Annotated in this window: 17 protein-coding genes; 5 read left to right on the plus strand and 12 right to left on the minus strand. The window is 68.0% G+C overall.

Going from position 1 to position 21,725, the window contains the following annotated elements:
• Nucleotides 1-30: 30 nt before the first annotated feature.
• A complete protein-coding gene (locus DI276_RS34925; RefSeq protein ID WP_112271554.1) occupies nt 31-1,245 on the minus strand; it encodes a cytochrome P450 in 1,215 nt (404 codons plus the stop codon).
• A gap of 12 nt (nt 1,246-1,257) precedes the next feature.
• Nucleotides 1,258-2,580 (minus strand): crotonyl-CoA carboxylase/reductase, encoded by a 1,323-nt coding sequence (gene ccrA / locus DI276_RS34930; protein ID WP_112271556.1) that lies wholly within the window; start codon nt 2,578-2,580, stop codon nt 1,258-1,260.
• Between the two features lie 65 nt (nt 2,581-2,645).
• On the opposite strand from ccrA, the gene DI276_RS34935 reads away from it, so the two are divergent.
• The 3 genes from DI276_RS34935 to DI276_RS50365 all read left to right on the plus strand — a co-directional run bounded on the left by DI276_RS34935 (nt 2,646) and on the right by DI276_RS50365 (nt 6,470).
• Nucleotides 2,646-4,373 (plus strand): ABC transporter ATP-binding protein, encoded by a 1,728-nt coding sequence (locus tag DI276_RS34935; RefSeq protein ID WP_112272364.1) that lies wholly within the window; start codon nt 2,646-2,648, stop codon nt 4,371-4,373.
• Nucleotides 4,370-6,256, plus strand: a complete 1,887-nt coding sequence (locus DI276_RS34940) for an ABC transporter ATP-binding protein (protein ID WP_112271558.1) — start codon at nt 4,370-4,372, stop codon at nt 6,254-6,256. Before DI276_RS34935 ends, DI276_RS34940 begins: the two co-directional genes overlap by 4 nt.
• Before the next feature lie 76 nt (nt 6,257-6,332).
• Complete coding sequence (locus DI276_RS50365; RefSeq protein WP_157985114.1) at nt 6,333-6,470, plus strand: hypothetical protein; 138 nt, start codon at nt 6,333-6,335, stop codon at nt 6,468-6,470.
• Here DI276_RS50365 and DI276_RS34945 read toward each other — a convergent pair.
• The 3 genes from DI276_RS34945 to DI276_RS34955 all read right to left on the minus strand — a co-directional run bounded on the left by DI276_RS34945 (nt 6,467) and on the right by DI276_RS34955 (nt 8,973).
• Entirely contained in the window at nt 6,467-7,108 is a 642-nt protein-coding gene (locus DI276_RS34945) for a maleylpyruvate isomerase N-terminal domain-containing protein (protein ID WP_112271560.1), read from the minus strand. The genes DI276_RS50365 and DI276_RS34945 overlap by 4 nt on opposite strands.
• Before the next feature lie 43 nt (nt 7,109-7,151).
• A complete protein-coding gene (locus DI276_RS34950; RefSeq protein WP_112271562.1) occupies nt 7,152-8,189 on the minus strand; it encodes a GDP-mannose 4,6-dehydratase in 1,038 nt (345 codons plus the stop codon).
• A gap of 67 nt (nt 8,190-8,256) precedes the next feature.
• Nucleotides 8,257-8,973: a thioesterase II family protein gene (locus DI276_RS34955; protein ID WP_332874728.1), complete on the minus strand. Its 717-nt coding sequence runs from the start codon at nt 8,971-8,973 to the stop codon at nt 8,257-8,259.
• A gap of 61 nt (nt 8,974-9,034) precedes the next feature.
• On the opposite strand from DI276_RS34955, the gene ligD reads away from it, so the two are divergent.
• Together ligD and DI276_RS34965 are read left to right on the plus strand one after the other, a co-directional pair.
• Nucleotides 9,035-9,976, plus strand: coding sequence for a non-homologous end-joining DNA ligase (gene ligD, locus DI276_RS34960; RefSeq protein ID WP_112271566.1), 942 nt, complete (start codon nt 9,035-9,037; stop codon nt 9,974-9,976).
• Nucleotides 9,969-10,895, plus strand: coding sequence for a DNA polymerase domain-containing protein (locus tag DI276_RS34965; RefSeq protein ID WP_112271568.1), 927 nt, complete (start codon nt 9,969-9,971; stop codon nt 10,893-10,895). The genes ligD and DI276_RS34965 overlap by 8 nt, the downstream gene beginning before the upstream one ends.
• Here the strand turns inward: DI276_RS34965 and DI276_RS34970 are convergent.
• From DI276_RS34970 to DI276_RS35000, 7 genes are all read right to left on the minus strand, one after another.
• The gene (locus DI276_RS34970) at nt 10,874-13,324 is read right to left on the minus strand and encodes a caspase family protein (protein ID WP_112271580.1); all 2,451 of its coding nucleotides are present in this window, start codon (nt 13,322-13,324) and stop codon (nt 10,874-10,876) included. The genes DI276_RS34965 and DI276_RS34970 overlap by 22 nt on opposite strands.
• Before the next feature lie 44 nt (nt 13,325-13,368).
• The gene (locus DI276_RS34975) at nt 13,369-14,304 is read right to left on the minus strand and encodes a DUF3592 domain-containing protein (protein WP_157985115.1); all 936 of its coding nucleotides are present in this window, start codon (nt 14,302-14,304) and stop codon (nt 13,369-13,371) included.
• A gap of 13 nt (nt 14,305-14,317) precedes the next feature.
• Nucleotides 14,318-16,006 carry an ABC transporter family substrate-binding protein gene (locus DI276_RS34980; protein ID WP_232837132.1) on the minus strand — a complete coding sequence of 563 codons (1,689 nt, stop codon included), beginning with the start codon at nt 16,004-16,006 and terminating at the stop codon, nt 14,318-14,320.
• Nucleotides 16,007-16,092: 86 nt separating this feature from the next.
• Nucleotides 16,093-18,222, minus strand: coding sequence for an ABC transporter ATP-binding protein (locus tag DI276_RS34985; protein WP_112271587.1), 2,130 nt, complete (start codon nt 18,220-18,222; stop codon nt 16,093-16,095).
• Nucleotides 18,222-19,199 carry an ABC transporter permease gene (locus DI276_RS34990; protein ID WP_232837133.1) on the minus strand — a complete coding sequence of 326 codons (978 nt, stop codon included), beginning with the start codon at nt 19,197-19,199 and terminating at the stop codon, nt 18,222-18,224. Before DI276_RS34990 ends, DI276_RS34985 begins: the two co-directional genes overlap by 1 nt.
• Nucleotides 19,200-19,212: 13 nt before the next feature.
• Nucleotides 19,213-20,190, minus strand: a complete 978-nt coding sequence (locus tag DI276_RS34995; protein WP_112271589.1) for an ABC transporter permease — start codon at nt 20,188-20,190, stop codon at nt 19,213-19,215.
• Nucleotides 20,191-20,591: 401 nt separating this feature from the next.
• Nucleotides 20,592-21,713, minus strand: a complete 1,122-nt coding sequence (locus tag DI276_RS35000) for a cytochrome P450 (RefSeq protein ID WP_112271591.1) — start codon at nt 21,711-21,713, stop codon at nt 20,592-20,594.
• Nucleotides 21,714-21,725: the final 12 nt, after the last annotated feature.

Here is a 21,725-nt window from a genome sequence, read left to right on the forward strand (position 1 = left end):
ACAGGAGAGGCGCCCCACCAACAGAAAACGTCACCAGGTAACGGGAAGCTCCCGCAGCGAGTAGACGATCGCGCCGTCGCGGAAACGCAGTTCGTCGGCCGGTTTCGCCAACGCCAGCGTCGGAATGCGGGTGATCAGCGTCAGCAGAGCCACCTGAAGTTCCACGCGCGACAGGAACTTCGCGATGCAGCTGTGGATGCCGTGCCCGAACGCCAGCGGTGTCGAGTCCTTCCGCGTGATGTCCAGGGCGTCGGCGTCGGCGTAAACCGACTCGTCGCGGTCGGCGGACGACAGCAGGGCGATGATCCCCTCCCCCGCCTTGATCGGCTGGCCCGCGATCTCCAGGTCCACTTTGGCCACTCGCCCGACACCGCACTGCATCACGTTCTGGTGCCGCAACAACTCTTCGACGGCGCCGACGATCAGGTCCGGGTTCTCGCGCAGCTTCACGAGCTGCTCCGGGTGTTCCAGCAACGTCAGGATGCTCAACGCGATTGACGACGCCGTGGTGTCGTAGCCGGCCGACAGGAGCATCATGCCGATGACAACCGCTTCCTCGCGTTTCAGCTCGCCGGCCGCCATCTGGTTCGACACGAGCCGGCCGAGCACGTCGTCGGTGGGCTCCTTCTCCTTCTGCGCCACCAGCTTCGTCAGATAACCGAAGAGCGCTCCCGCCGCGGCGTTGCGGTGGGCCTGCGACGAGGTCGTCTCCACCAGGGTGTTGATCCAGCGGCCGAACGCCATGCGGTCCTTGTAGGGGACGCCCAGCAGCTCGCACACGACGGTCAACGGGATCGGGCGCGCGAAGTGCGTGACCAGGTCGACCGGCTGCGGCAGCTTCAGGATCGCGTCGATCCGCTCGTCCACCAGCTTCTGCGCCGACGGACGGATGTCCTCGGCCCTCTTCTTGGTGAACATCGACATGATCATGCGCCGGTAGCGGGTGTGGTCCGGCGGGTCGACTGTCACGAACGCGCCCGGCTGCGGGTCCACCGGGAACAGGTACCGCGGGTAGCCGGGGTTCATCACCTCGGCGGAGAACCGTTCCGTGTCAGCGAGAAGAGCACGCACGTCGTGATACCTGGCCACCAGCCACGCCGTGTCGCCCGCCGGTGTGATCACCTTCTGGACCGGGCGGTCGGCGCGCAGCCGGGCGTACTCCGGCGGCAGGTCCAGCGGCCGGTGCGGGTCGCGGGCGAACGGGAACGGGCACGCCGAGGCCGGCGCGATTACTTCTTCCGTCATCGCGGGAAACCTTCAGTCGGAGGTGCGGAATCGGTTGATCGCGTCGATGTTCCTGTCGCGCAGCTCGTGGTCCAGCACGCCCAGGCCCTCCGCCGGTGCCAGGCACAGCACGCCGACCTTGCCCTGGTGCGCGTTGCGGTGCACGTCGTGAGCGGCCTGGCCGGTGTCTTCGAGCGAGTACACCTTGGACAGTGTCGGGTGGATTTTGCCCTTGGCCACCAACCGGTTCGCCTCCCAGGCCTCGCGGTAGTTGGCGAAGTGGGACGAGATGATGTGCTTGAGGTTCATCCACAGGTAGCGGTTGTCGTATTGGTGCAGGTAACCGGACGTCGACGCGCAGGTGACGATCTTGCCGCCCTTGCGCGCGACGAAGACGCTGGCACCGAACGTCTCGCGGCCCGGATGTTCGAAGACGATGTCCGGGTCCTCGCCGCCGGTCAGCTCACGGATGCGCGCGCCGAACCGCTTCCACTCGCGCGGATCCTGCGTGTGCTCGTCCTTCCAGAACCGGTAGCCCTCGGCGGAGCGGTCGATGATCAACGAGGCGCCCATCGCGCGGCAGATCTCCGCCTTGTCCGGCGATGACACGACACAGACAGGGGTTGCGCCGCCGTTCAAAGCGAACTGCGTGGCGTAGGAACCAAGTCCGCCGGACGCGCCCCAGATCAGCACGGTGTCGCCCTGCTTCATGTTGCCGCCGTTCACAGACACCAGCTGCCGGTACGCGGTGGAGTTGACCAGACCGGGCGAGGCGGCCTCTTCCCAGGTCAGGTGCTCGGGCTTCGGCATCAGCTGGTTCGCCTTGACCAGCGCCAGGTCGGCCAGGCCGCCGAAGTTCGTCTCGAAGCCCCAGATCCGCTGCTGCGGGTCGAGCATCGTGTCGTTGTGGCCGTCCGGGTGCTCCAACGGCACGTCCAGGCAGTGCGCGACCACGCGATCGCCCGGCTGCCACACCGTCACGCCAGGCCCGACGCGCAGCACGACGCCGGCGAGGTCGGACCCCACCACGTGGTACGGCAGATCGTGCCGGCCGCCCAGCCGGCGCAGGAACCCGAACGTCGACAGCGGCTCGAAGATCGAGGTCCACACGGTGTTGTAGTTGATCGCGGACGCCATCACGGCGATCAACGCCTCACCCGGCGCGAGCTCCGGCGTCGCCACCTCCCGAACTCGAAGCGACTGCCGCGGGTCCTTGTCGCGAGTCTCAAGCCCCGCGAACATCTCCGTGTCGCTCTCCTGCACGACGACGGCGCGGTAGCTCTCCGGCACCGGAAGCGCCTCGAAGTCCCGCGCCACCGCGTCGTCCGATTCGATAGCGCTGAGGATCTCGCTCATGCCCTAGACGGTAGGAGAGCGAACGCTAGGGAATGCCCGCGAGAAACTGCGGTGTGCTGGACCGCGTGCTCGTCAGATTCCTGAACACCCACCTCCGGCCGTACCGGGGAACACTCGTGCTCCTGGTGGTGCTCCAGCTGGTCCAGACGGCCGCGACCCTGCTGCTGCCCACGCTCAACGCGCAGATCATCGACAACGGGGTGCTCCGCGGCGACGCCGGCTACATCTGGGGTACCGGCCTCACCATGCTCGGGGTGGCCGCGGTGCAGATCCTCACCGCGAGCGGCGCGATGCTGCTCAGCTCCCGCATGTCCGCCGGCCTCGGCAGGGACCTGCGGCACAAGGTGTTCCGCAAGGTCATGAACCTGTCGGCACGCGAAGTCGACCAGATCGGCGCGCCGTCGCTGATCACCAGGACCGTCAACGACGTCCAGCAGGTCCAGAGCATCGTCCTGACCACCGCCGACGTCGCCGTGTCGGCGATCATCATGTGCGTCGGCGGTGTCGCGCTGGCGCTGGTGCAGGACGTGCCGGTGTCGACGATCCTGATCGCACTGGTGGCGATCGTGATCATCGGTCTGGTCCTGATGCTGCGCAGGCTCTCGCCGTTCTACGAGGCGATGCAGACCTTCCTGGACCGCATCAACCACCTGCTGCGCGAGCAGATCACCGGAGTGCGGGTGATCCGGGCGTTCGTCCGCGACCAGCACGAACGCGGCCGCTTCGACGCCACCAACCGCGACCTCTACGGCACGACGCTGCGGGTCGGCCGGATCATGGCGGCACTGCCGGTGATGGTCATGACCGTGATGAACGTGCTGACCGTCGCGATCATCTGGTTCTCCGGCCACCGCATCGACAACGGCACCATGCAGCTCGGCGCACTGCTCGCGCTGCTGTCCTACGTCACGCTGATCATCGTCGCGATCATCATGGCGATGCTGGTCTTCACCGAAGCCCCGCGCGCGGCGGTGTCCGCCGGCCGCGTGAACGAGGTGCTGCGGGCTCAGTCCAGCATCAAGCCGCCCGAAAAGCCCGTCAAAACGATGAAAGCCCAGGGCCACCTGGAGCTCCGCGCTGCCACGTTCGGCTATCCAGGCGCGGAAAAACCGGTGCTGCGCGACGTCGACCTCGTCGCCAGACCGGGCGAGACGATCGCGATCCTCGGCAGCACGGGAAGCGGCAAGTCGACGCTCCTGTCGCTCGCGTTGCGGCTGTACGACGTCACGGGCGGCGAGGTGCGGATCAACGGCGTGGACATCCGCGACCTGGATCCGTTGGCACTGCACGAGGTCGTCGGGTACGTGCCGCAGAAGGCGCACCTGTTCAGCGGCACGATCGCGTCGAACCTCCGGTACGGCAAGGAAGACGCTTCGGACGACGAGCTGTGGCACGCGCTGGAGATCGCGCAGGCCGCCGAGTTCGTCCGGCCGCTCGGCCTGGACGCGCCGATCAGCCAGGGCGGCTCGAACGTCTCAGGTGGACAGCGGCAACGACTCGCGATCGCCCGAACACTGGTGCGAAAACCCGAGATCTACCTGCTCGACGACTGCTTCTCCGCGCTCGACCTCGGCACCGAGGCCCGGTTGCGCAACGCCCTGGCACAAGAACTCGGCACCGCCACGATCCTGCTGGTGACGCAACGGATCAGCACCGTCGAGGCGGCGTCGCGGGTCATCGTGCTGGAGGACGGCCAGGTCGTCGGCTCCGGCACGCACGCGGAGCTGATCGGCACCAACCAGACCTACCGGGAGATCGCCCTCTCCCAGCCTGTTGGAGGGGCCGTCGGATGACACTGCTCGCAGATCCCGAAGTGCCCGTCGAGGCCGAGGAACGACGCAAACCCAGCACCAGCAAGAGGTTGTTCGGGTTGCTGCTGCCGTACCGGGGCAAGCTGGTCGTGATCGGGTTGCTCGCGGTCGTGTCGATCGGGCTCAACCTGCTCGGCCCGATCCTGCTCGGCCGCGCCACCGACCTCATCTTCACCGGCCTGGTCGGCCGCACGCTGCCCGCCGGCGCCACCGAGGAGCAGATCCTCGCCCAGCTGCGGGACCAGGGCAAGGACACGCTCGCCAACGTCATCAGCACCGTCGACGTCGTACCCGGCCAGGGCGTCGACTTCGGCGCGCTCGGCCAGCTGCTGCTCGTGATCATGGGCCTGTACGTGGTCGGGTCGCTGAGCATGCTGGTGCAGGGCCGGGTCGTCACGAACATCGTCCAGCACGCGGTCTACCAGCTGCGCGAGGAGATCGACGCGAAGCTCACCCGGCTGCCGTTGTCCTACTTCGACCGCAACCCGCGCGGCGAGGTGCTCTCCCGCGTCTCCAACGACGTCGACAACCTGCAGCGGACCGTGCAGCTGTCGATCGGCCAGATGCTCACGTCCGTCATCAGCGTCTTCGGCGTGCTGGCGATCATGCTGGTGATCTCCGTCGAACTGGCCGTGCTGGTGCTGGTCTGCGTGCCGATCGCGCTGGTGCTGGCCGCGTGGATCTCCAAGCGCGCCATGCCGAAGTTCGCCGAGCAGTGGCAGTCGACGGGTGTGTTGAACGCGCACGTCGAGGAGATGTACAGCGGGCACGCGCTGATCACCGCGTTCGGGCGTCAGGAGCAGGCCGCGCGGGAGTTCGCCGAGCGCAACGAGACCATGTACCGGTCGTCGTTCAGCGCGCAGGCGATCTCCGGCCTGATCGGGCCCGCGACCCGGTTCATCACCGATCTCAACTACGTGCTGGTGGCCGTCGTCGGCGCGTTGCGGGTGGCCGGCGGGAGTGTGTCGATCGGTGACGTGCAGGCGTTCATCCAGTACTCCGGCATGTTCTCCCGGCCGATCATCGACGTCGCGAACTTCTCCGGCCAGCTGCAGTCCGGGATCGCGTCGGCGCAGCGGGTGTTCGAGCTGCTGGACGAGCCGGAGCAGTCCGCTGCACCTGCCAAGCCCGCTGTCGTCTCCCCCGTCTGCGGCCACGTCGAGTTCTCGCGCGTCTCGTTCCGGTACACCCCGGAGAAGCCGCTGATCGACGACCTGTCGCTCACGGCGGCACCTGGCCAGCTCGTCGCGATCGTCGGGCCGACGGGTGCCGGCAAGACGACGCTGGGCAACCTGTTGCTGCGGTTCTACGACCTTCAGAGCGGCCGGATCCTGTTGGACGGCACGGACATCACGGCGATGACCCGGGATGATCTGCGGTCGGCGATCGGGCTGGTCTCGCAGGACACGTGGCTGTTCGAGGGCACGATCGCCGAGAACATCGCCTACGGACGACCTGGGGCGACTCGGGAAGAGGTGGTCGAGGCCGCGAAAGCCATGTGCGTCGACCGGTTCGTGCGGTCGCTGCCCGACGGCTACGACACGGTGCTCGACGAGGAGCACGGCGGGCTGTCCGCGGGTGAACGACAGCTGATCACGCTCGCCCGCGCGTTCCTCGCCCAGCCGGCGATCCTGCTGCTGGACGAGGCCACGTCGTCGATCGACACCCGCACCGAGGTGCTGATCCAGCAGGCGATGACGTCGCTGCGGGCCGGGCGGACCAGCTTCGTGATCGCGCATCGGCTGTCCACGATCCGCAACGCCGACCTCATCGTCGTGATGGACCAGGGTGCGGTGGTGGAACGGGGCACGCACGAGGAGCTCATCGCTGCCAACGGCTACTACGCCCGGCTGCACACCGCCTGAACGTGGAGGGCACGGCACGTCTGACGGCAGGCCCGACGACCACCGGCCGCGTGAGGAGTCGGGTGTCGAGAGAAGCGTGGAGTACGCGGACGACCGCACGATCACCTGGCGTGCGCCGGCAGCGCGAAAGCTGACCATCGCGGTGGCGTGGAGCGAGCCGACGGACGACCCGGCGACGTGGTTCGCCGTCGACCTGCCGTTCCAGCGGCACTAACCCAGGACGAACGGGATCGCGAGGTCCCCCAGCTCGGCGCGCTCCGCCTCGGTCGGGGCGCGCCGTCCCGTTCCCACCAGCAGCACATCGGTGGACGACCAGTGCGCGGGGAACGCGCCGGCGATCTGCTCCAGCATCTCGCGGCACCTGGCCAGCGACGACGCCGACGGGCCGGCCAGGTGCGGCAGGTGGGCGACCAGGTCGAGGTGGTGCAGCGTCCACTCCCAGACGTAAGCGCCCAGGTAGCCGGCCGTGCACAGCACCATGTCCTGGGTGCTGACCTTCAACGTCGGATCGGCCAGCTGCGCCGCCCGCAGCGCCGCCTGGCCCACGTCGTCGACGTGGTGTTTCAGCATCCACGGTTCGTCGTAGGCCGCGGCGAGCCGGACCGTCAACGCCGCGAGCGGGTCGTCAGCGGGTGCGTGCGAGACCTTCCAGTAGGTCACGGAGTCGTGCGTGACGAGGTCTGCGGTGGGTGTCACCAGCGTGATCAGCACGTCCTGCGCGTCGATCACCAGATGGCACACCAGGTCCCGCACCAGCCAGCCCGCGCACCCGGACGGCTGGGCGAAGTCGGAGTCGGTGAGCTCGCCGACCGCTTCGAGAAGCGCCCCCAGGGCAAGCGAAAAAGAGTCCACAGCCGCAAAACTACAGCGGCTGCGGACTCCCGGCAGAGGATCTCTACCAGCTGGCGGCGGCCAGCAGGTCGCCGTACTCGTGCTCGGTGGCGACGTGCTTGAGGTCGGCCTCCACCATCATCTTCATCAGCGCCGAGAAGTCGACCTCGGGCTTCCAGCCGAGCTCACCGGTCACCCGGCTGGTGTCGGCGCAGAGGATCTCGACCTCGGCCGGGCGGACCAGCACCGGGTCGATGTACACGTGGTCCTCCCAGTTGAGGCCGACGTGCTCGAACGCCAGGCGCACGGCGTCGCGCACCGAGTGCATCTGACCGGTGCCGACGACGTAGTCCTCCGGCTCTTCCTGCTGCAGCATCATGTGCATCGCGCGCACGTAGTCGCCGGCGAAACCCCAGTCGCGCAACGCGTCCAGGTTGCCCAACGCCAGCTTGTCCTGCAGGCCCAGCTTGATCTTCGCGACACCGAGGGAGATCTTGCGGGTCACGAACTCCGCACCGCGGCGTGGCGACTCGTGGTTGAACAGGATGCCTCCCACCGCGTACATGCCGAACGACTCGCGGTAGTTGCGGGTGATGAAGTGCCCGTAGGCCTTCGCCACGCCGTACGGGCTGCGCGGGTGGAAGATCGTGGTCTCGCGCTGGGGCGTCTCGGCGGCCTTGCCGAACATCTCCGACGACGACGCCTGGTAGAAGCGGATCTGCTTGGCGGAGGCGCCGTTGTGGCGGCTGCTGGACAGGCCCGACACGATGCGGATCGCCTCGAGCACGCGCAGCACGCCCATGGCGTTGACCTCGGTCACGAGCTCCGCCTGCTGCCACGACATCGGCACGAACGAGATGGCGCCGAGGTTGTAGACCTCGTCGGGCTGCACCAGGTCCACAGCGGACACCAGCGACGCCTGGTCCATCAGGTCACCGTCCACGAAGGACAGTTCCGACATGAGCCGGGAGACCCGCATCTTGCGCGGGTTCGCCTGGCCCCTCATGAGTCCCCACACCTGGTAGCCCTGTTTGAGCAGGTGCTCGGCGAGATAGGACCCGTCCTGCCCGGTGATCCCGGTGATCAGTGCCCGCTTGGTCATCCCGTTTTCCTCTCATCAACCAAGGTCCGCAACGGGACGGACCTGAATCCCCTGCAAAACTAGAGGTTCAGGCACTAGGGGAATCGCCGGAAACCACTGCGGCGACAGCACTTCTGTTGTCCGAAAGAAAGAAATGGCCACCGGCGAACACCTTCAGGGCGAAAGCGCCGGTCGTGCGTTCACGCCACTGCCCCACCTCGTCCACCGAGGCCTTCGGGTCGGCGTCACCGGTCAGCGCGGTCACCGGGCACGCCAGCGCGGGTCCCGGCCTATAGCGATAGGTCTCCGCGGCCCGGTAATCGGCGCGGATCGCCGGAAGCACCATTCGCACCAGCTCCTCGTCGTCGAACACCCGCGCGTTCGTGCCCGCGAGCTTTCGCACCTCCGCGATGAGGCCCTCGTCGGGCAACTGGTGCACGCGGTCGTCCCGCACGATCTGCGGCGCGCGTCGTCCGGACACGAACAGCTGGTCCGGTTCGACGCGCAACGCCACCTCGAACGCGATCATCGCGCCCATGCTGTGCCCGAACAGGTGCAGCGGACGGTCGCGGGTCAGCAGCGGGGCGATCTGGTCGGCCACCGCGCGGATGTCCGCTACCAGCGGCTCTGACCTGCGGTCTTGCCTGCCTGGGTACTGGACGGCGACCAGCTCGGCGCGGCCCGCGACGTGCCGGCCGAACGGCTGGAACCAGCTCGCCGCGCCGCCCGCGTGCGGGAAGCACACCAGCCGAGGCGCGCCGTCCGGGGCCTCGGAAAACCGCCGAAACCAGAGACCGGTGTCCACGCCGTCGATGCAAACACCGTTCGGGCTGAGGAAACACCTGGAAACGGTTAGGTTGGACGGCATGGGCAAGTCCCCGGCTGTGGAGCTCGAGGTGGAGGACCGCGTCGTGCGGATCTCCAACCCCGACCGCGTCTACTTTCCCGCGCGCGGCGAGACGAAACTGGATCTCGCGAACTACTACCTGTCCGTCGGTGACGGAATCGTCCGGGCGTTGCGGGAACGGCCGTGCATGCTGCACCGCTTCCCCGAGGGCGTGAGCGGCGAGAAAGTGCACCAGAAAAGGCTTCCGCACGGCGCGCCGCCGTGGGTGCGGACCGTGCGGGTGCATTTTCCGCGCTACAACCGCCATGCGGACGAACTCTGCGTCACGCACGTCGCCGACGTGATCTGGGCCGTGCAGATGTCCACTGTGGAGTTCCACCCGTGGAACTCGCGGGCGGCCGACACGGAGAAGCCGGACGAGTGGCGCATCGACCTCGACCCCGGCCCCACGTGCTCGTTCGACCGGGTGCGGCGGGTGGCTCAGGTGGTCGAAGAGGTGCTGGCGGAGCTGGGTGCGGTGGGGTTCCCGAAGACGTCCGGGTCGAAGGGCCTGCACATCTACGTGCGGATCAAGCCCGACTACGGCTTCCAGGACGTGCGCAAGGCGGCGCTGGCGTTCGCGCACGAGGTCGAGCGACGGGCACCGGACGACGTGGAGACCACGTGGTGGCGCAAGGACCGCGACCCGTCCCTGGTGTTCGTGGACTACAACCAGAACACCCGCGACCGGACGATCGCGTCGGCGTACTCCGTGCGCGGCTTCCCCGAGGCCACCGTGTCGACGCCGATCCGCTGGGACGAGATCCCGGACGTCGACCCGCGCGAGTTCACCATCGCCACCGTGCCGAAGCGCTACGCCGAGCTGGGTGACCTGCACGCCGGCATCGACGACGCGGTGTGGTCGATCGAGCCGCTGCTGGAGTGGGCCGCCCGAGACGAACTCGAGGTTCCGGATGAATGACCAGGTCAAGTTCTCCTCGCTCGACCAGCCGCTCTTCGGTGGCACGGTCAAAGGCGACCTGGTGGAGTACCTGGACTTCGTCGCCGACCGGTTCGTGCCGGTGCTCCGCGGCCGGCCGTTGTCGGTGTGGCGGATCCTGCGTGGGCAGGACCCGTTCATGCAGAAGAACGTCCCCAAGTACACGCCGTCGTTCGTGAAGACCGTCGAGGTGTGGGCGGAGGCGTCGCACCGGCAGATCAAGTACGCGTTGTGCGACGACAAGCAGACGCTGATGTGGTTCGCGAACCAGCGCGCGGTCGAGTACCACGTGCCGCTGTTCGTCGGCGGCATGTCCGAGGACGGGCACCAGACGCACATGGTGCTCGACATCGACCCGCCGGAGGGTTCCGGGTTCGACGTCGTGGTGCACTCGGCGTTCCTGATCCGCGAGGCGCTGGGGGACGCGGGCCTGGCGGGCTTGGTCAAGACCAGCGGGGCCAAGGGCGTGCACATCTTCGTGCCGCTGGAGAAGCACGATCCGGATGACGTGGCTGCCGCGACTCGGGCGGTCGCGGCGCGGGCCGAGAAGCTGGGGCCGGAGATCGCCACCACTGCCTACATCCGGGCTGAGCGGGGCGGGAAGGTGTTCCTCGACTCGACGCGTGCCTGGGGTGCCACGGTGGTCGCCGCCTACAGTCCGCGGCTGCGGGAAGGGCTGCCGATCTCGTTCCCGGTGCCGTGGGAGTCGCTGGCCGACGTTTCGCCTGCCGACTTCACCGTGCGGACGCGGTTCGACGGCGACCCGTGGACGTCGTTGATGCCCGCGCCGCAGCAGTTGCCCTCCGACTTGATCGCGGAGGGGCACACCATCCCCGTCGCCCGCGTCGTTGCGATGCACGAGGGCAAGCGGCGCAAGGCTCAGCGCGAGCGGGAGAAGTAGGCGACGACCGCTGCCACTATGGGCAGAGTCACGTGGGCGACGGTGGTGAACGTGGGTTCGTTGGCGGACACGTACTCGTTGGCTCGCACCAGCAGTCCGGCTGCGACGGCCGTGTAGCCGGCGAACCTGGCTGTGCCGCTGGTCAGGGTGGCGATCAGCGGGACGACGATCAGGCCGGCGAGGCCGGCGTGCACGACGAACAGCGGGGCGTTGGTGAGGTGCAGGGCCGCGTCGAGGATCAGCAGAGCCGGGGCGATGGCGCTGAGCCAAGTTTGTTCTCGCCAGATGCGGTAGCCCGCCAGGCCGACGAGTCCTGCCGCGAGGACGATGAACGTGATGTCCTCGGCGTCGCCGTTGATCGACTCCAGGGCGTCGGCCGAGTCGGCTACCAGGAGGAGGCCTGCCGCGCCGAGCACGGTCGCTGCGGCTGCCAGCCACACCGGGGTCGTCTGGGTCGCTACGGCTATGACGACCGCGGCCATGCCCAACAGGAACCACGGGTAGTTGCCGCCGCTGCCGCCCAGGAGACCGGTCGTGCCTGCGAGCAGGCCCAGGGCGGCGCCGGGTAGCCAGGGGTGGTCGCGGCAGGTCAGGGTGAACATCGCGGCTACCAGCGCCCACGGCCAGATGGTGCCGAACAGGGCTGTGTTGGGGGTGGTGTCGCCCAGGTGGCCGAGGAGGCCGCCGGAGACCGACATCAGACCGACCACGAGGAGCACCAGGGCAAGGCCGGCGAGCAGGCGGGGCGCCGCCGTCCTGAGGTTCGCGGACGTGACCGCCGGCCTGATCGCGGACTCGGCGTCCGGTACCGGTGCGGCTACCGGTCTCGCCACGGCCGAGCCGGCACCGGACGCCGTGAGCCGAGTCCGCCTCGGTCCGGTGTCCCGTTCGGATCGACCCGCCGGACCACCGCCGGTGTCGCGTCCGGATCGACCCGCCGAATCGCCAGCGGTGTCGCGTCCGGATCGGCCCGCCGGATCACCGCCGGCCTCCCTCGCGTCCGGATTCGCCGAAGTGTCAGACCCGCTGAGTACCGTGGAACGCGGGGGTTCCCGATCCAGGGGGACGCCTGCGTGAGCGTGACCGGCAGCGGAACCCGAGGTGGGCGCGGTGGCCGGCTCCTCCCCCAGCGCTTTGCGCGCCGCAGCCGCCACCATGCGGCTGTCGTCGTCCGCCAGCCGCCGCAACGCGAGCCGCGCCGCCAGCACGCGCCCCTCGTGCGCCACCGACAGCATCCGGACCAGCGAGGGGATCGCGCCGGCACGCACGCCCGGCAGCGAGTGGTCGATGGCCTCCTGCAGGTCGGACGGCAACGAGGCGGGCACCGACACCGGGCGGGCGCGGCGGGCGATGTGGAGGTCGCCGCGCACGTCGAGCATCCACTTGCCGGGGGTTTGGTGCGGCGTCACGCGGCGGACTCGGTCGTAGACGTAGTCGTAGAGCTCGTCCAGGCCCACGTGGCCGTCCTGGTCGCGGTCGGCGTCGCCGGATTCCAGGCCCTCGACCAGGGCCGAGGTGAAGACCGACGGCTCGCCCTCCGAGGTGTCGGCCACGGACGCGCCTTCGAAGGCGTACTCCAGGGCCGAGGAGGCGGTGATCACGGCACGGCCGCTGCCGCCGAACTGTTCTTCCAGGCCCACGGACCCGCCGGCGCGGGCGACCATGCCGCGGCCGAACGCGCCCGAGTAGCAGCAGTCGAGGAGCAGCACGATGCGGCGGGAGCGGGAGCGGTTCATGCGGCGGGCCACGAAGTCCGCCGAGACCGCGGTGCCCGCCAGGCGGTTGAGCCTGGTGCCGGAGGTGGCGAAGTGGAGCTCGCCCGCCTCGTCCTTCACGCCGTGGCCGGAGAAGTGCAGCACCAGCAGGTCGTCGGGCGCGCGGTCGGCGAAGAAGTCCTCGACGGCCTCGTTCACCTCGGCGGCGGAAGTGTTGATCAGGGTGCGGACGTCGAAGCCGCCGATCCGCGGGTCGGCCAGGACCTCGCCCAGGCGGGCGGCATCGTGGGCGGGGGCGCGCAGGGCGGACAAGCCTGGGTCGGTGAAGTCGTAGCTGGCGATGATCAACGCGTACCGCTTCGGGCGACGTCGCTCCAGCCACTCCGCGGCGCGCGCCCGTTCGGCTTCCGAGGGAGCACCCGTCAACTCCAGCTCGTCGCCGTCGGCCGACACGGTCACGGAACGTTCGCGGCGCTGGCCGAGCCACGAGGACACGGCGTTGATCAGCGCGGCCAGGACCGTGGACTGCGAGATCGTGGTCAGCAACGTGCCCAGCTCGGCGACATCGATGGCCTTGGCGCCTTCCACAGCCCGACCGGGAACACCGGAGACAGGGGTCAGTTCCTGCAGCTCAGCCCGCAAGAACGTGGTGAGCTGCTCGATGCGCTCGTCGTCGGCCCCGTCCTCGTGGACGCGCAGTGTCACGTCGGTCATAGCGGCCTCCTACGCCAAGGAGGTCGTTCGACAACCGAAAAGCATTACGACGGGTCGGAACCCCGGAACGCGCCCCACCACAGGCCCAGCGCGGCGGCGATCACCGTCGCGGTGATCCAGCCGGTGAAGCCGCTGCCGTCGACGTAAGCCCAGAACAGGCCCACGATCGGCGCGGGCACCACGAACACGGCGTCGACCCGCAGCTGAGCGAGCAGACCGCGCGGCGCCCGCGTCTCCGGGTCGGGCTGCGCCGGGTTGTCGACGCGCCTGCCCCGCGGGTGCTTCACGACCGGCCGGCCCGACGGGTAGATGGTCACGCCGTCGACCACCGCGACCCGGCCGCCCCGCAGCTCGACGTCGACCGGAGACGGCAGCGTCACCAGCACCGGGTCGTAGTAGACGGGCAGCCACCGCTCGACCGGGCCGTCGATCTCCAGCCACGACCGCACCATCAGCCCGGACTGCAACCGGATCCGCCGCACCGACACGGTGACCGGCGAGGACCGCACACATCGAACGGCCAGCAGGACCCGCACCAGGCCAACGGCGAAAACCAGCATCGCCACGGCGAGCGAGAACGTCACGCCGCCCAGCGCGCGGTCGGTCTGCAGCAACAGGTCCGCACCGGGAATCACGGCACGAGAAGGATCCGCGGGGTCGAACGCCACCTGCGACTGCTTCCCCACGATCCGGTCGCCGTTCTCGTACGGGATGCGCGCCGACCCGGACGGCCATCGCACCTCGACCGCGCCGTCCGAATAGGACACAACACTGCCGAGCTCGCGGGACGTCATGGCAGCCAACCGGTCGTGGTCGTCCGAATAGGACAGCCACGACAGCAGGGCGACCACCGCGCAGACGAAGAACACGATCGCCGTGGCGAGAACACCATGACGCAGCGCACGAACCCGGGAACGCAACACGAGCAGCTCCAAAGAAGAAAACGAACGGCCCGGCAGGAGACCCGCCGGGCCGTTCAAGAACCTGACTACATCAGGAGGTGAAGCCCATGGTGATGTAGTCGTACGGGCGGTTCGCGTACGCGACGGCACCGAAGTTCGCCACGTTGCTCTTCACCGCGACCGCGCCGGGCAGCTGGTAGAGCGGCATCTGGTGGCCCAGCTCCCAGATCTTCTTGTCGGCCTCGTTGGTGATCTCGGCGCGCTTGGCGTCGTCGAGCTCGGCGTTGGCCTGGTCGAGCAGCTTGTTGACCTCTTCGGAGCCGATGCGACCGTAGTTCTGGTTGGTGCTGGCCGGGTCGAGGTAGTAGATGCCCTTGCCGTCCGAGAGCGGCGTGGCCGAGGCCAGCCAGCGGAAGCCGGTCATGTCGAAGTTGCCGACGTTCACGAACTGCTTGAAGAAGTCGGTCGACGGCACGGCCTGGATGTCGACCTTGGCGCCGAGCTCCTTCAGCTGCGACTGCACGAGCTTCGCGATCTGGTCGGAGACGGGGTTCGGCGACGGGATGACGTAGCGGATGACAAGTTCCTTGCCGTCCTTCTTGCGCGTCTCACCCTCGAGCTTCCAGCCCAGCTCGTCGAGCTGCTTCTTCGCGGCTTCCTTGTCGAACGACGCGACGGACGAGTTGTCCTTGTACTCCTTCGTACCGAGCAGGTAGAAGTGGTTACCGGTGATCTGCGCGTCGCCCTTGAGCATCTGGCCGAGCAGCGCCCGCGTGATGACCTTGGCGTCGATGCCGCGCATCAGCGCGACGCGGAGCTTCGGGTCCTTGAGGATCGAGGAGTCCGCACCGTTGAACGTGAGGTGCGAGTAGTCCGGCGTGATCGCCTGGCGGATGGTGACACCCTGCATCGACTTCGCCCGCGTGAAGTTGTCGATGCTGGAGCCGATCTCGAAGTAGTCGATCTGGCCGTTGGCGAGCGCGTCCGCGACGGCGGGACGGTCGACCTGACGGAAGGTGATCTTGTCCAGCTTCGGCTTCTGGCCCCACCACGCGTCGTCGCGGACGACGGTGACGAGCTTGCCGGTGCGGTCGATCGTGCCGATCTTGAACGGACCGGAGGTCACCTTCGGCGCGTCGGCCCAGCCCTTGTTGAACTCCTCGGGCGTGGCGTACGCCGACTTCGGGTAGAGCGGCGAGAAGACGCCCTTCCACTCGGCGAACTTCTTCTTGAACGTCACCTTGACGTCCTGGTCGGTCGCGCCCTTCTCGACCTTCTCGATGTCCTCGTAACCGGTCGTGGTGGCAACCTCGAAGGCCTTGTTGGTGCCGTTGAGGGCCTTCCACATGGCCTCGAAGTCCTGCCACGACAGCGCCGTGCCGTCAGACCACTTCGCCTTCGAGTTGATCTTGAACTCGAGGACCTGCGGGTCGGTGGAGGCGAGCTTCGCGTCGTCGAGGTAGTCCTTGTTGACCTCGATCGTCGAGTCGGCCTTCTGCTTGTACAGGTTCGGCAGCACGGCGTCGATCATCTTGCGGCCGTCGGCGTTGGTGCCGTCGAGCTGGTAGTAGTTCCAGTTGTCCGGCAGCTGGTCGACCGGCCAGCGGAACTCGCCGCCGTCCTTGACCTTGGACAGTTCCTGCGGGTTGATGTCCGCCTGGCCGACCGTGCCTTCCGAGCCCTTGAGCCCGGAGTCGGTCTTGCTGGGCCCCCCACACGCGGTAAGCGTGAGGGCGACCGCGACCAGCGCGGTCACTCCCACCTTGGTACGTCGACTCACTGTCGTGAACCTCCCTCGTGCCCGGACACCAGTTGCCGGGGACACTGTTCCTTCGTGCTCGCAGGTCGTCTGAGGCGACGGATGCATCAGAGGACCTGACGGATCTGGGCGAAGTGGCAGGCGGCCTCGTGGTCGGGGGCCTGCACCTCGCGCGGCGGCTCGAGCTCGATGCACGTGCGCTGCTGCTCGGGCGGCAGCGACGCGTGCAGGAAGCACCGGGTGCGGAACCGGCAGCCGGACGGCGGGTTCGCCGGGCTCGGCAGGTCGCCGGTGAGGATGATCCGCTCCCGCTGGCGTTCCTTGACCGGGTCGGGAATCGGGATCGCCGACAGCAGCGCCTGCGTGTACGGGTGGCGCGGCGCGTCGAACACCGAGTCCACCTCGCCGATCTCGATGATCTTCCCGAGGTACATCACGGCCACCCGGTCGGCGATGTGCCGCACGACGGACAGGTCGTGGGCCACGAACAGGTAGGCCAGTCCGAGCTTGGACTTGAGCTCCTCCAGCAGGTTGATGACACCTGCCTGGATGGAGACGTCCAACGCGGACACCGGCTCGTCGAGCACGACGAGCTTCGGTTCCAGCGCGAGCGCGCGTGCGATGCCGATGCGCTGCCGCTGACCGCCGGAGAACTCGCCGGGATAGCGCGACAGCTGCTCGGGACGCAGGCCGACGAGCCGCATCAGCTCCGGCACGCGCCGGTTGATCTCGTCCTTGCCGTAGCCGTGCACCTGCATCGGCTCGGCGATCACGTCGTGGATCGTCAGGCGCGGGTCGAGCGACGCCATCGGGTCCTGGAACACCACGGACATGTCCCGGCGGATCTCGAAGCGGCGCTTCGAGTCCAAAGAGGACACGTTGGTGCCGAGCACGGAGATCTCGCCGCCCATCGGCTTCTCCAGGCCGAGGATCTCCATCAGGGTCGTGGTCTTGCCGCAGCCCGACTCGCCGACCAGGCCGAGGGTCTCGCCCTCGCGGATGTCGAACGAGATGCCGGCCACGGCGTGCACGGTGCCGACGCGGCGCTTGAACACCACGCCCTTGTTGACCGGGTACTCCTTGACGACGTGGTCGAGCTCCAGCACGATGTCGCGCTGCTCGCGCGGCACCTTGGCGATCTCGGGCTCCTCGACGACCTCGGCACCGAAGATCTCGGCGGCCGCCTCGGCGCCCTCGGTGTCGGTCGCGGCGATCTCACCGGTCCTGATGCACGCGGCACGGTGCTCCGGCGAGCCGTCGACGTCGATCAGCGGTGGCTCGGCGGTGTGGCAGGCGTCGACGACCATCGGGCAGCGCGGCGCGAACGGACAACCCGGGGGAAGGTCCGTGAGCGACGGCGGCTGGCCGGTGATCGGGACGAGCGCCTGCTTCTCGCCGACGTCCAGGCGCGGGATCGAGCCGAGCAGACCGAGCGTGTACGGCATGCGCGGCTGCTGGTAGATCTCGTCGACCTTGCCGGTCTCGACGGCACGGCCCGCGTACATGACCATCAGCCGGTCCGCGAACCCGGCGACGACGCCGAGGTCGTGGGTGATGATCACGATGCCCGCGCCGGTGACCTCCTGCGCGGTCTCGAGCAGCTGCAGCACCTGGGCCTGCACCGTGACGTCGAGCGCGGTGGTCGGCTCGTCGGCGATGATCAGGTCCGGGTCGTTGGCGATCGCCATCGCGATCACCGCGCGCTGCCGCATGCCGCCGGAGAACTCGTGCGGGAACGCCTTGGCGCGTTCGGCGGCGTTCGGGATGCCGACGAGGTCGAGCAGTTCGACCGCGCGCTTGTTCGCCGCCTGCTTGGACACCGCGCCACCGCGGTGCACCAGGATCGCCTCGGCGATCTGGTCGCCGACGGTGTAGACGGGCGTCAGCGCGGACAGCGGGTCCTGGAACACCATCGCGATGCGCCGGCCGCGGATCTTGGACAGCTCCGCGTCGGTGCGGCCGATGAGCTCACGGCCCTGGAACTTGATGGAACCGCTGATGCGCGCGGACTCGGGCAGCAGACCCATGACCGCGAGCGACGACACGGACTTGCCAGAGCCGGACTCGCCGACGATGCCGAGGACCTCACCCGGTGAGACCTGGTAGCTCAGGCCGCGCACGGCCCGCACGCGGCCCGCCTCGCTGGGGAACGACACGTGGAGGTCTTCGACCTGCAGCACCGGTCCTTCGACGACCGGGTCCGCCGGTGAGTCGAACAGGATCTCCGAACTGGTCATCAGGCGGCCTTCTCCTCAGTGTCCTTCTTCTCCTTGCGGCGCACGCGCGTGGAGGTCGGGTCGAGCGCGTCACGCAGACCGTCGCCGACCCAGTTCACCGCCAGCACGAACACGACGAGGAAGCCCGCCGGGAACAGGAACAGCCACGGGAAGGTCGTTGCGGACTGGGCGTAGTTGCCGATCAGGGTGCCTAGCGAGACGTCGGGCGACTGGACGCCGAACCCGAAGTAGCTCAACCCCGTCTCGGCGAGCACCGCCGCGGCGACGTTGATGGTGGCGTCGATGATCAGCAGCGACGCCATGTTCGGCACGATGTGCTTGGCGATGATCGTCCGCGCCGGCTGGCCCATGAACCGGGCCGCCTTCACGAACTCGCGTTCCTTGAGCGTCAGCGTCATGCCGCGGACGATGCGCGCGGTGATCATCCACTGGAACGCCGCCAGCATCAGCACCAGCAGCCACCACGACTTGCCCCGGAACCACGGGCTGAGGATGGCGATGATCAGGAACGACGGCAACACCAGCAGCAGGTCGACCACCCACATGAGCGCCTTGTCGGCGACACCGAGGAAGTAGCCGGCCGTCGCCCCGACGATCGCGGCCACCGTGGTCGAGATCAGCGCCACCAGCAGACCGATGATCAGCGACTTCTGCAGTCCGCGCATGACCTGCGCGAACATGTCGGTGCCGATGTTGTCGGTGCCGAAGATGTGGTCGGCGTAGGGCGGCTGCAGGAACGCGGCGTAGTCGCGGTCTTCGTACGACCACTGGGAAAGCAACGGGCCGAGGAACGCCAGCAGGTACATCGCCACGATGATGACCAAGCCGACCAGCGCGAGCTTGTTGCGCAGGAAGCGGATGAACACCAGCCGGCCGCGCGTCATCGCCTTGCCCGGTTCGGGCGCGGCGTCGACAGGGCCGCCAGGGGCGGCGCCGGCGGTTCCCGCGGAGTCGCCCTCGTTGAGGATCACGGTCACGTCGTCACCTTGCCTAGTTCACGCGGATTCGGGGGTCGAGCGCGGCGTACAGCACGTCGGCGAGCCAGCCGGACAACAGCACGCACACCGCGACGAACAGCGTCACCGTGGCCGTGATGTTCGTGTCCTGCGCCGAGATGCCGGTGACCAGCCAGTCCCCCATGCCGTACCAGGTGAAGATCCGCTCGGTGAACGTACCGCCGACCACCAGCAGGCCGAAGCCGAACGCGAACAGGGTCGCCATCGGGATCAGCGCGGTCCGCAGGCCGTGCTTCATCAGTGCCCTGCGCCGGGTCAGGCCCTTGGCCTGCGCCGTGCGCAGGAAGTCGCTGCCCAGCACGTCGAGCATCGACGAGCGCTGGTAGCGGCTGTAGTAGGCGATCTGGCCGAGCGCGATCGCGAGCGTCGGCAGGATCAGGTGCTGGAGCCGGTCGCCGAGATGTTCGAACCAGTTGCCCTGGAAACCGGGCGTCGTCTCGCCGACGAAGATCAGCACGTTGCTGCCGATCGAGTCGTTGATGCTCTGCGCGCCGATCTTGAGCAGGTTGCCGAGCACGAGGACCGGCGTCGACAGCAATATGAAGGAGAACAGGGTCGCGAAGTAGTCGCTGAACTTGTACTGCCTGATCGCGCTCACCACGCCGATCAGCACGCCGAACAGGATGCCGAGCGTGATGCCGAGCAGGAACAGCCGCAGGCTCACGCCGATGCGCCGGCCGAGCTCGTCGGTGATCGGGCGGTCGGTGATGGTTCGGCCGAAGTCGCCCTGCACCACCCCGCCCATCCAGGTCACGAACCGCTGCGGGATCGGCTGGTCGAGGTGCAGGTCTCGTTTCTTCGCCTCGATCGACGCCGCCGGTGGCGGTGGGTTGCGTTGTTGCAACACCCCGATCGGGTCAAAGGTGGCGGAGGCCAACGTGAACGCCAGGAACGTCGCCACGAGGGCGAGCACCACGTAGTTGACCAACCGCCGCAACAGAAATCCGGCCACCCGTGTTCAGTCCTCTCCCCGGTGGTTGCGACGTCGGCACACTGGATTGCAGTGGACGAGTTGCAAGAGATTAACCGCCGATCTGGCGGACCGCCGCCCACCCCCACCATTCGCGGGGGGCCCACTGACCGGGCCATAGTCACCCATGCGTGGCGGAATGAGCGGACGAACAGCCACATCAACAGTTGACGCTCGGCAATTGTGTGTCCAAGCGTGACCATTGTGCGTCCGGATCGCTGTATTCACCGTGAAGTTCTGTCGCGGCACGGATGGAGATGACGCATCCGGGTGAATGCAATGACCGGAAGATGTGGGACAAGCAGCGCAATGTGATCAAAAACCGGGCATCACGCTGCGGAACAAGGCGGACGTGCACGGTTACTGCATCGATGCGGACCAGGTCAGGCGGCCGTCCAGCGCACCGGCAGCTCGGCCACTCCGCCCACGAGCAGCTCCGCCCTCAGGGTGAGCTGTGCCACGTCGACCGCTAGGCCGAACGTCGCAAACCGCTCGGTCAGTGCGGTGAAGATCTCGGTCAGCTCGACCCTCGCGAGGGGCGCGCCGACGCAGAACCTGGGGCCGTGGCCGAAGGTGAGGTGCGGGTTGGACTCGCGGGGCGTGAAGGCCGCGGGGTCGGGGAAGCGGGTCTCGTCGCGGTTGGCCTGGTCGATGCCGAGCAGCACCAGGTCGCCGGACGGGATGCGGACGCCGTCGATCTCGATGTCGGCCATCGCGTACCGGGGCATGCCGGAGTCTTCTCGCGGCTGTTGTGCCGGTGAGCGGTGCCGGAGGATCTCTTCGACGGCGTTCGGGATGTGGTTGGGGTTTTTGCTGAGTGCGTCCCATTGGTCGGGGTTGAGACTGAGCAGCATGACGCCGCGGTCGATCACGGCAACGGTCGTTTCATGGCCTGCGAACAGCAAACCTGCGCTGAGCTGTGCGATCAGTTCCTCTTGTCCCGGTGGGGTGCCATCGATCAGACGGGTGATGACGTCGTCGCCCGGTTCCTTCTTCTTCCGTTCGACGAGTTCACCCATGTAGGTCCACAGGTTCGTGAAGCCGTCTTCTGACTTCTGCGGGTCGTTCAGCGTGCTCATTGCCTCTGACCAGCGGCGGAACGTTTCGCGGTCGCCATATGGGACGCCGAGCAGTTCGCAGATCACCAGTACGGGCAGCGGGAACGACACGGATTCGTGGAAGTCGGCCGGTTGCGGCTGTTTCGTCAGGTCGTCGAGCAGGCCGTCGACGAGGTGCCGCACGCGTGGCCGCAGCTGCTCCATGTGCCTGGCGGAGAACGACGGGGCGAGCATCCTGCGCATCCAGGTGTGGCGCTCGTTCTCCTCCTGTTCGGTGCCCTGGGCCGGCTTGCCCAGCAGTACCGAGTCGGTGAACCTCGGCGCGTTGTCCGGATCCACGTGGCTGCGGCCCAGCCTGCGGTCCGCCAGCAACGTTTTGACCTGGTCGTAGTCCGTCACCAGCCAGGCTTCGTCACCAGCGGGCGTGGGTACGCGTTTGATCGTCATCTCTGGACTCCC

The organism is Lentzea terrae (genome assembly GCF_003265345.1).
GTDB lineage: Bacteria > Actinomycetota > Actinomycetes > Mycobacteriales > Pseudonocardiaceae > Lentzea > Lentzea terrae.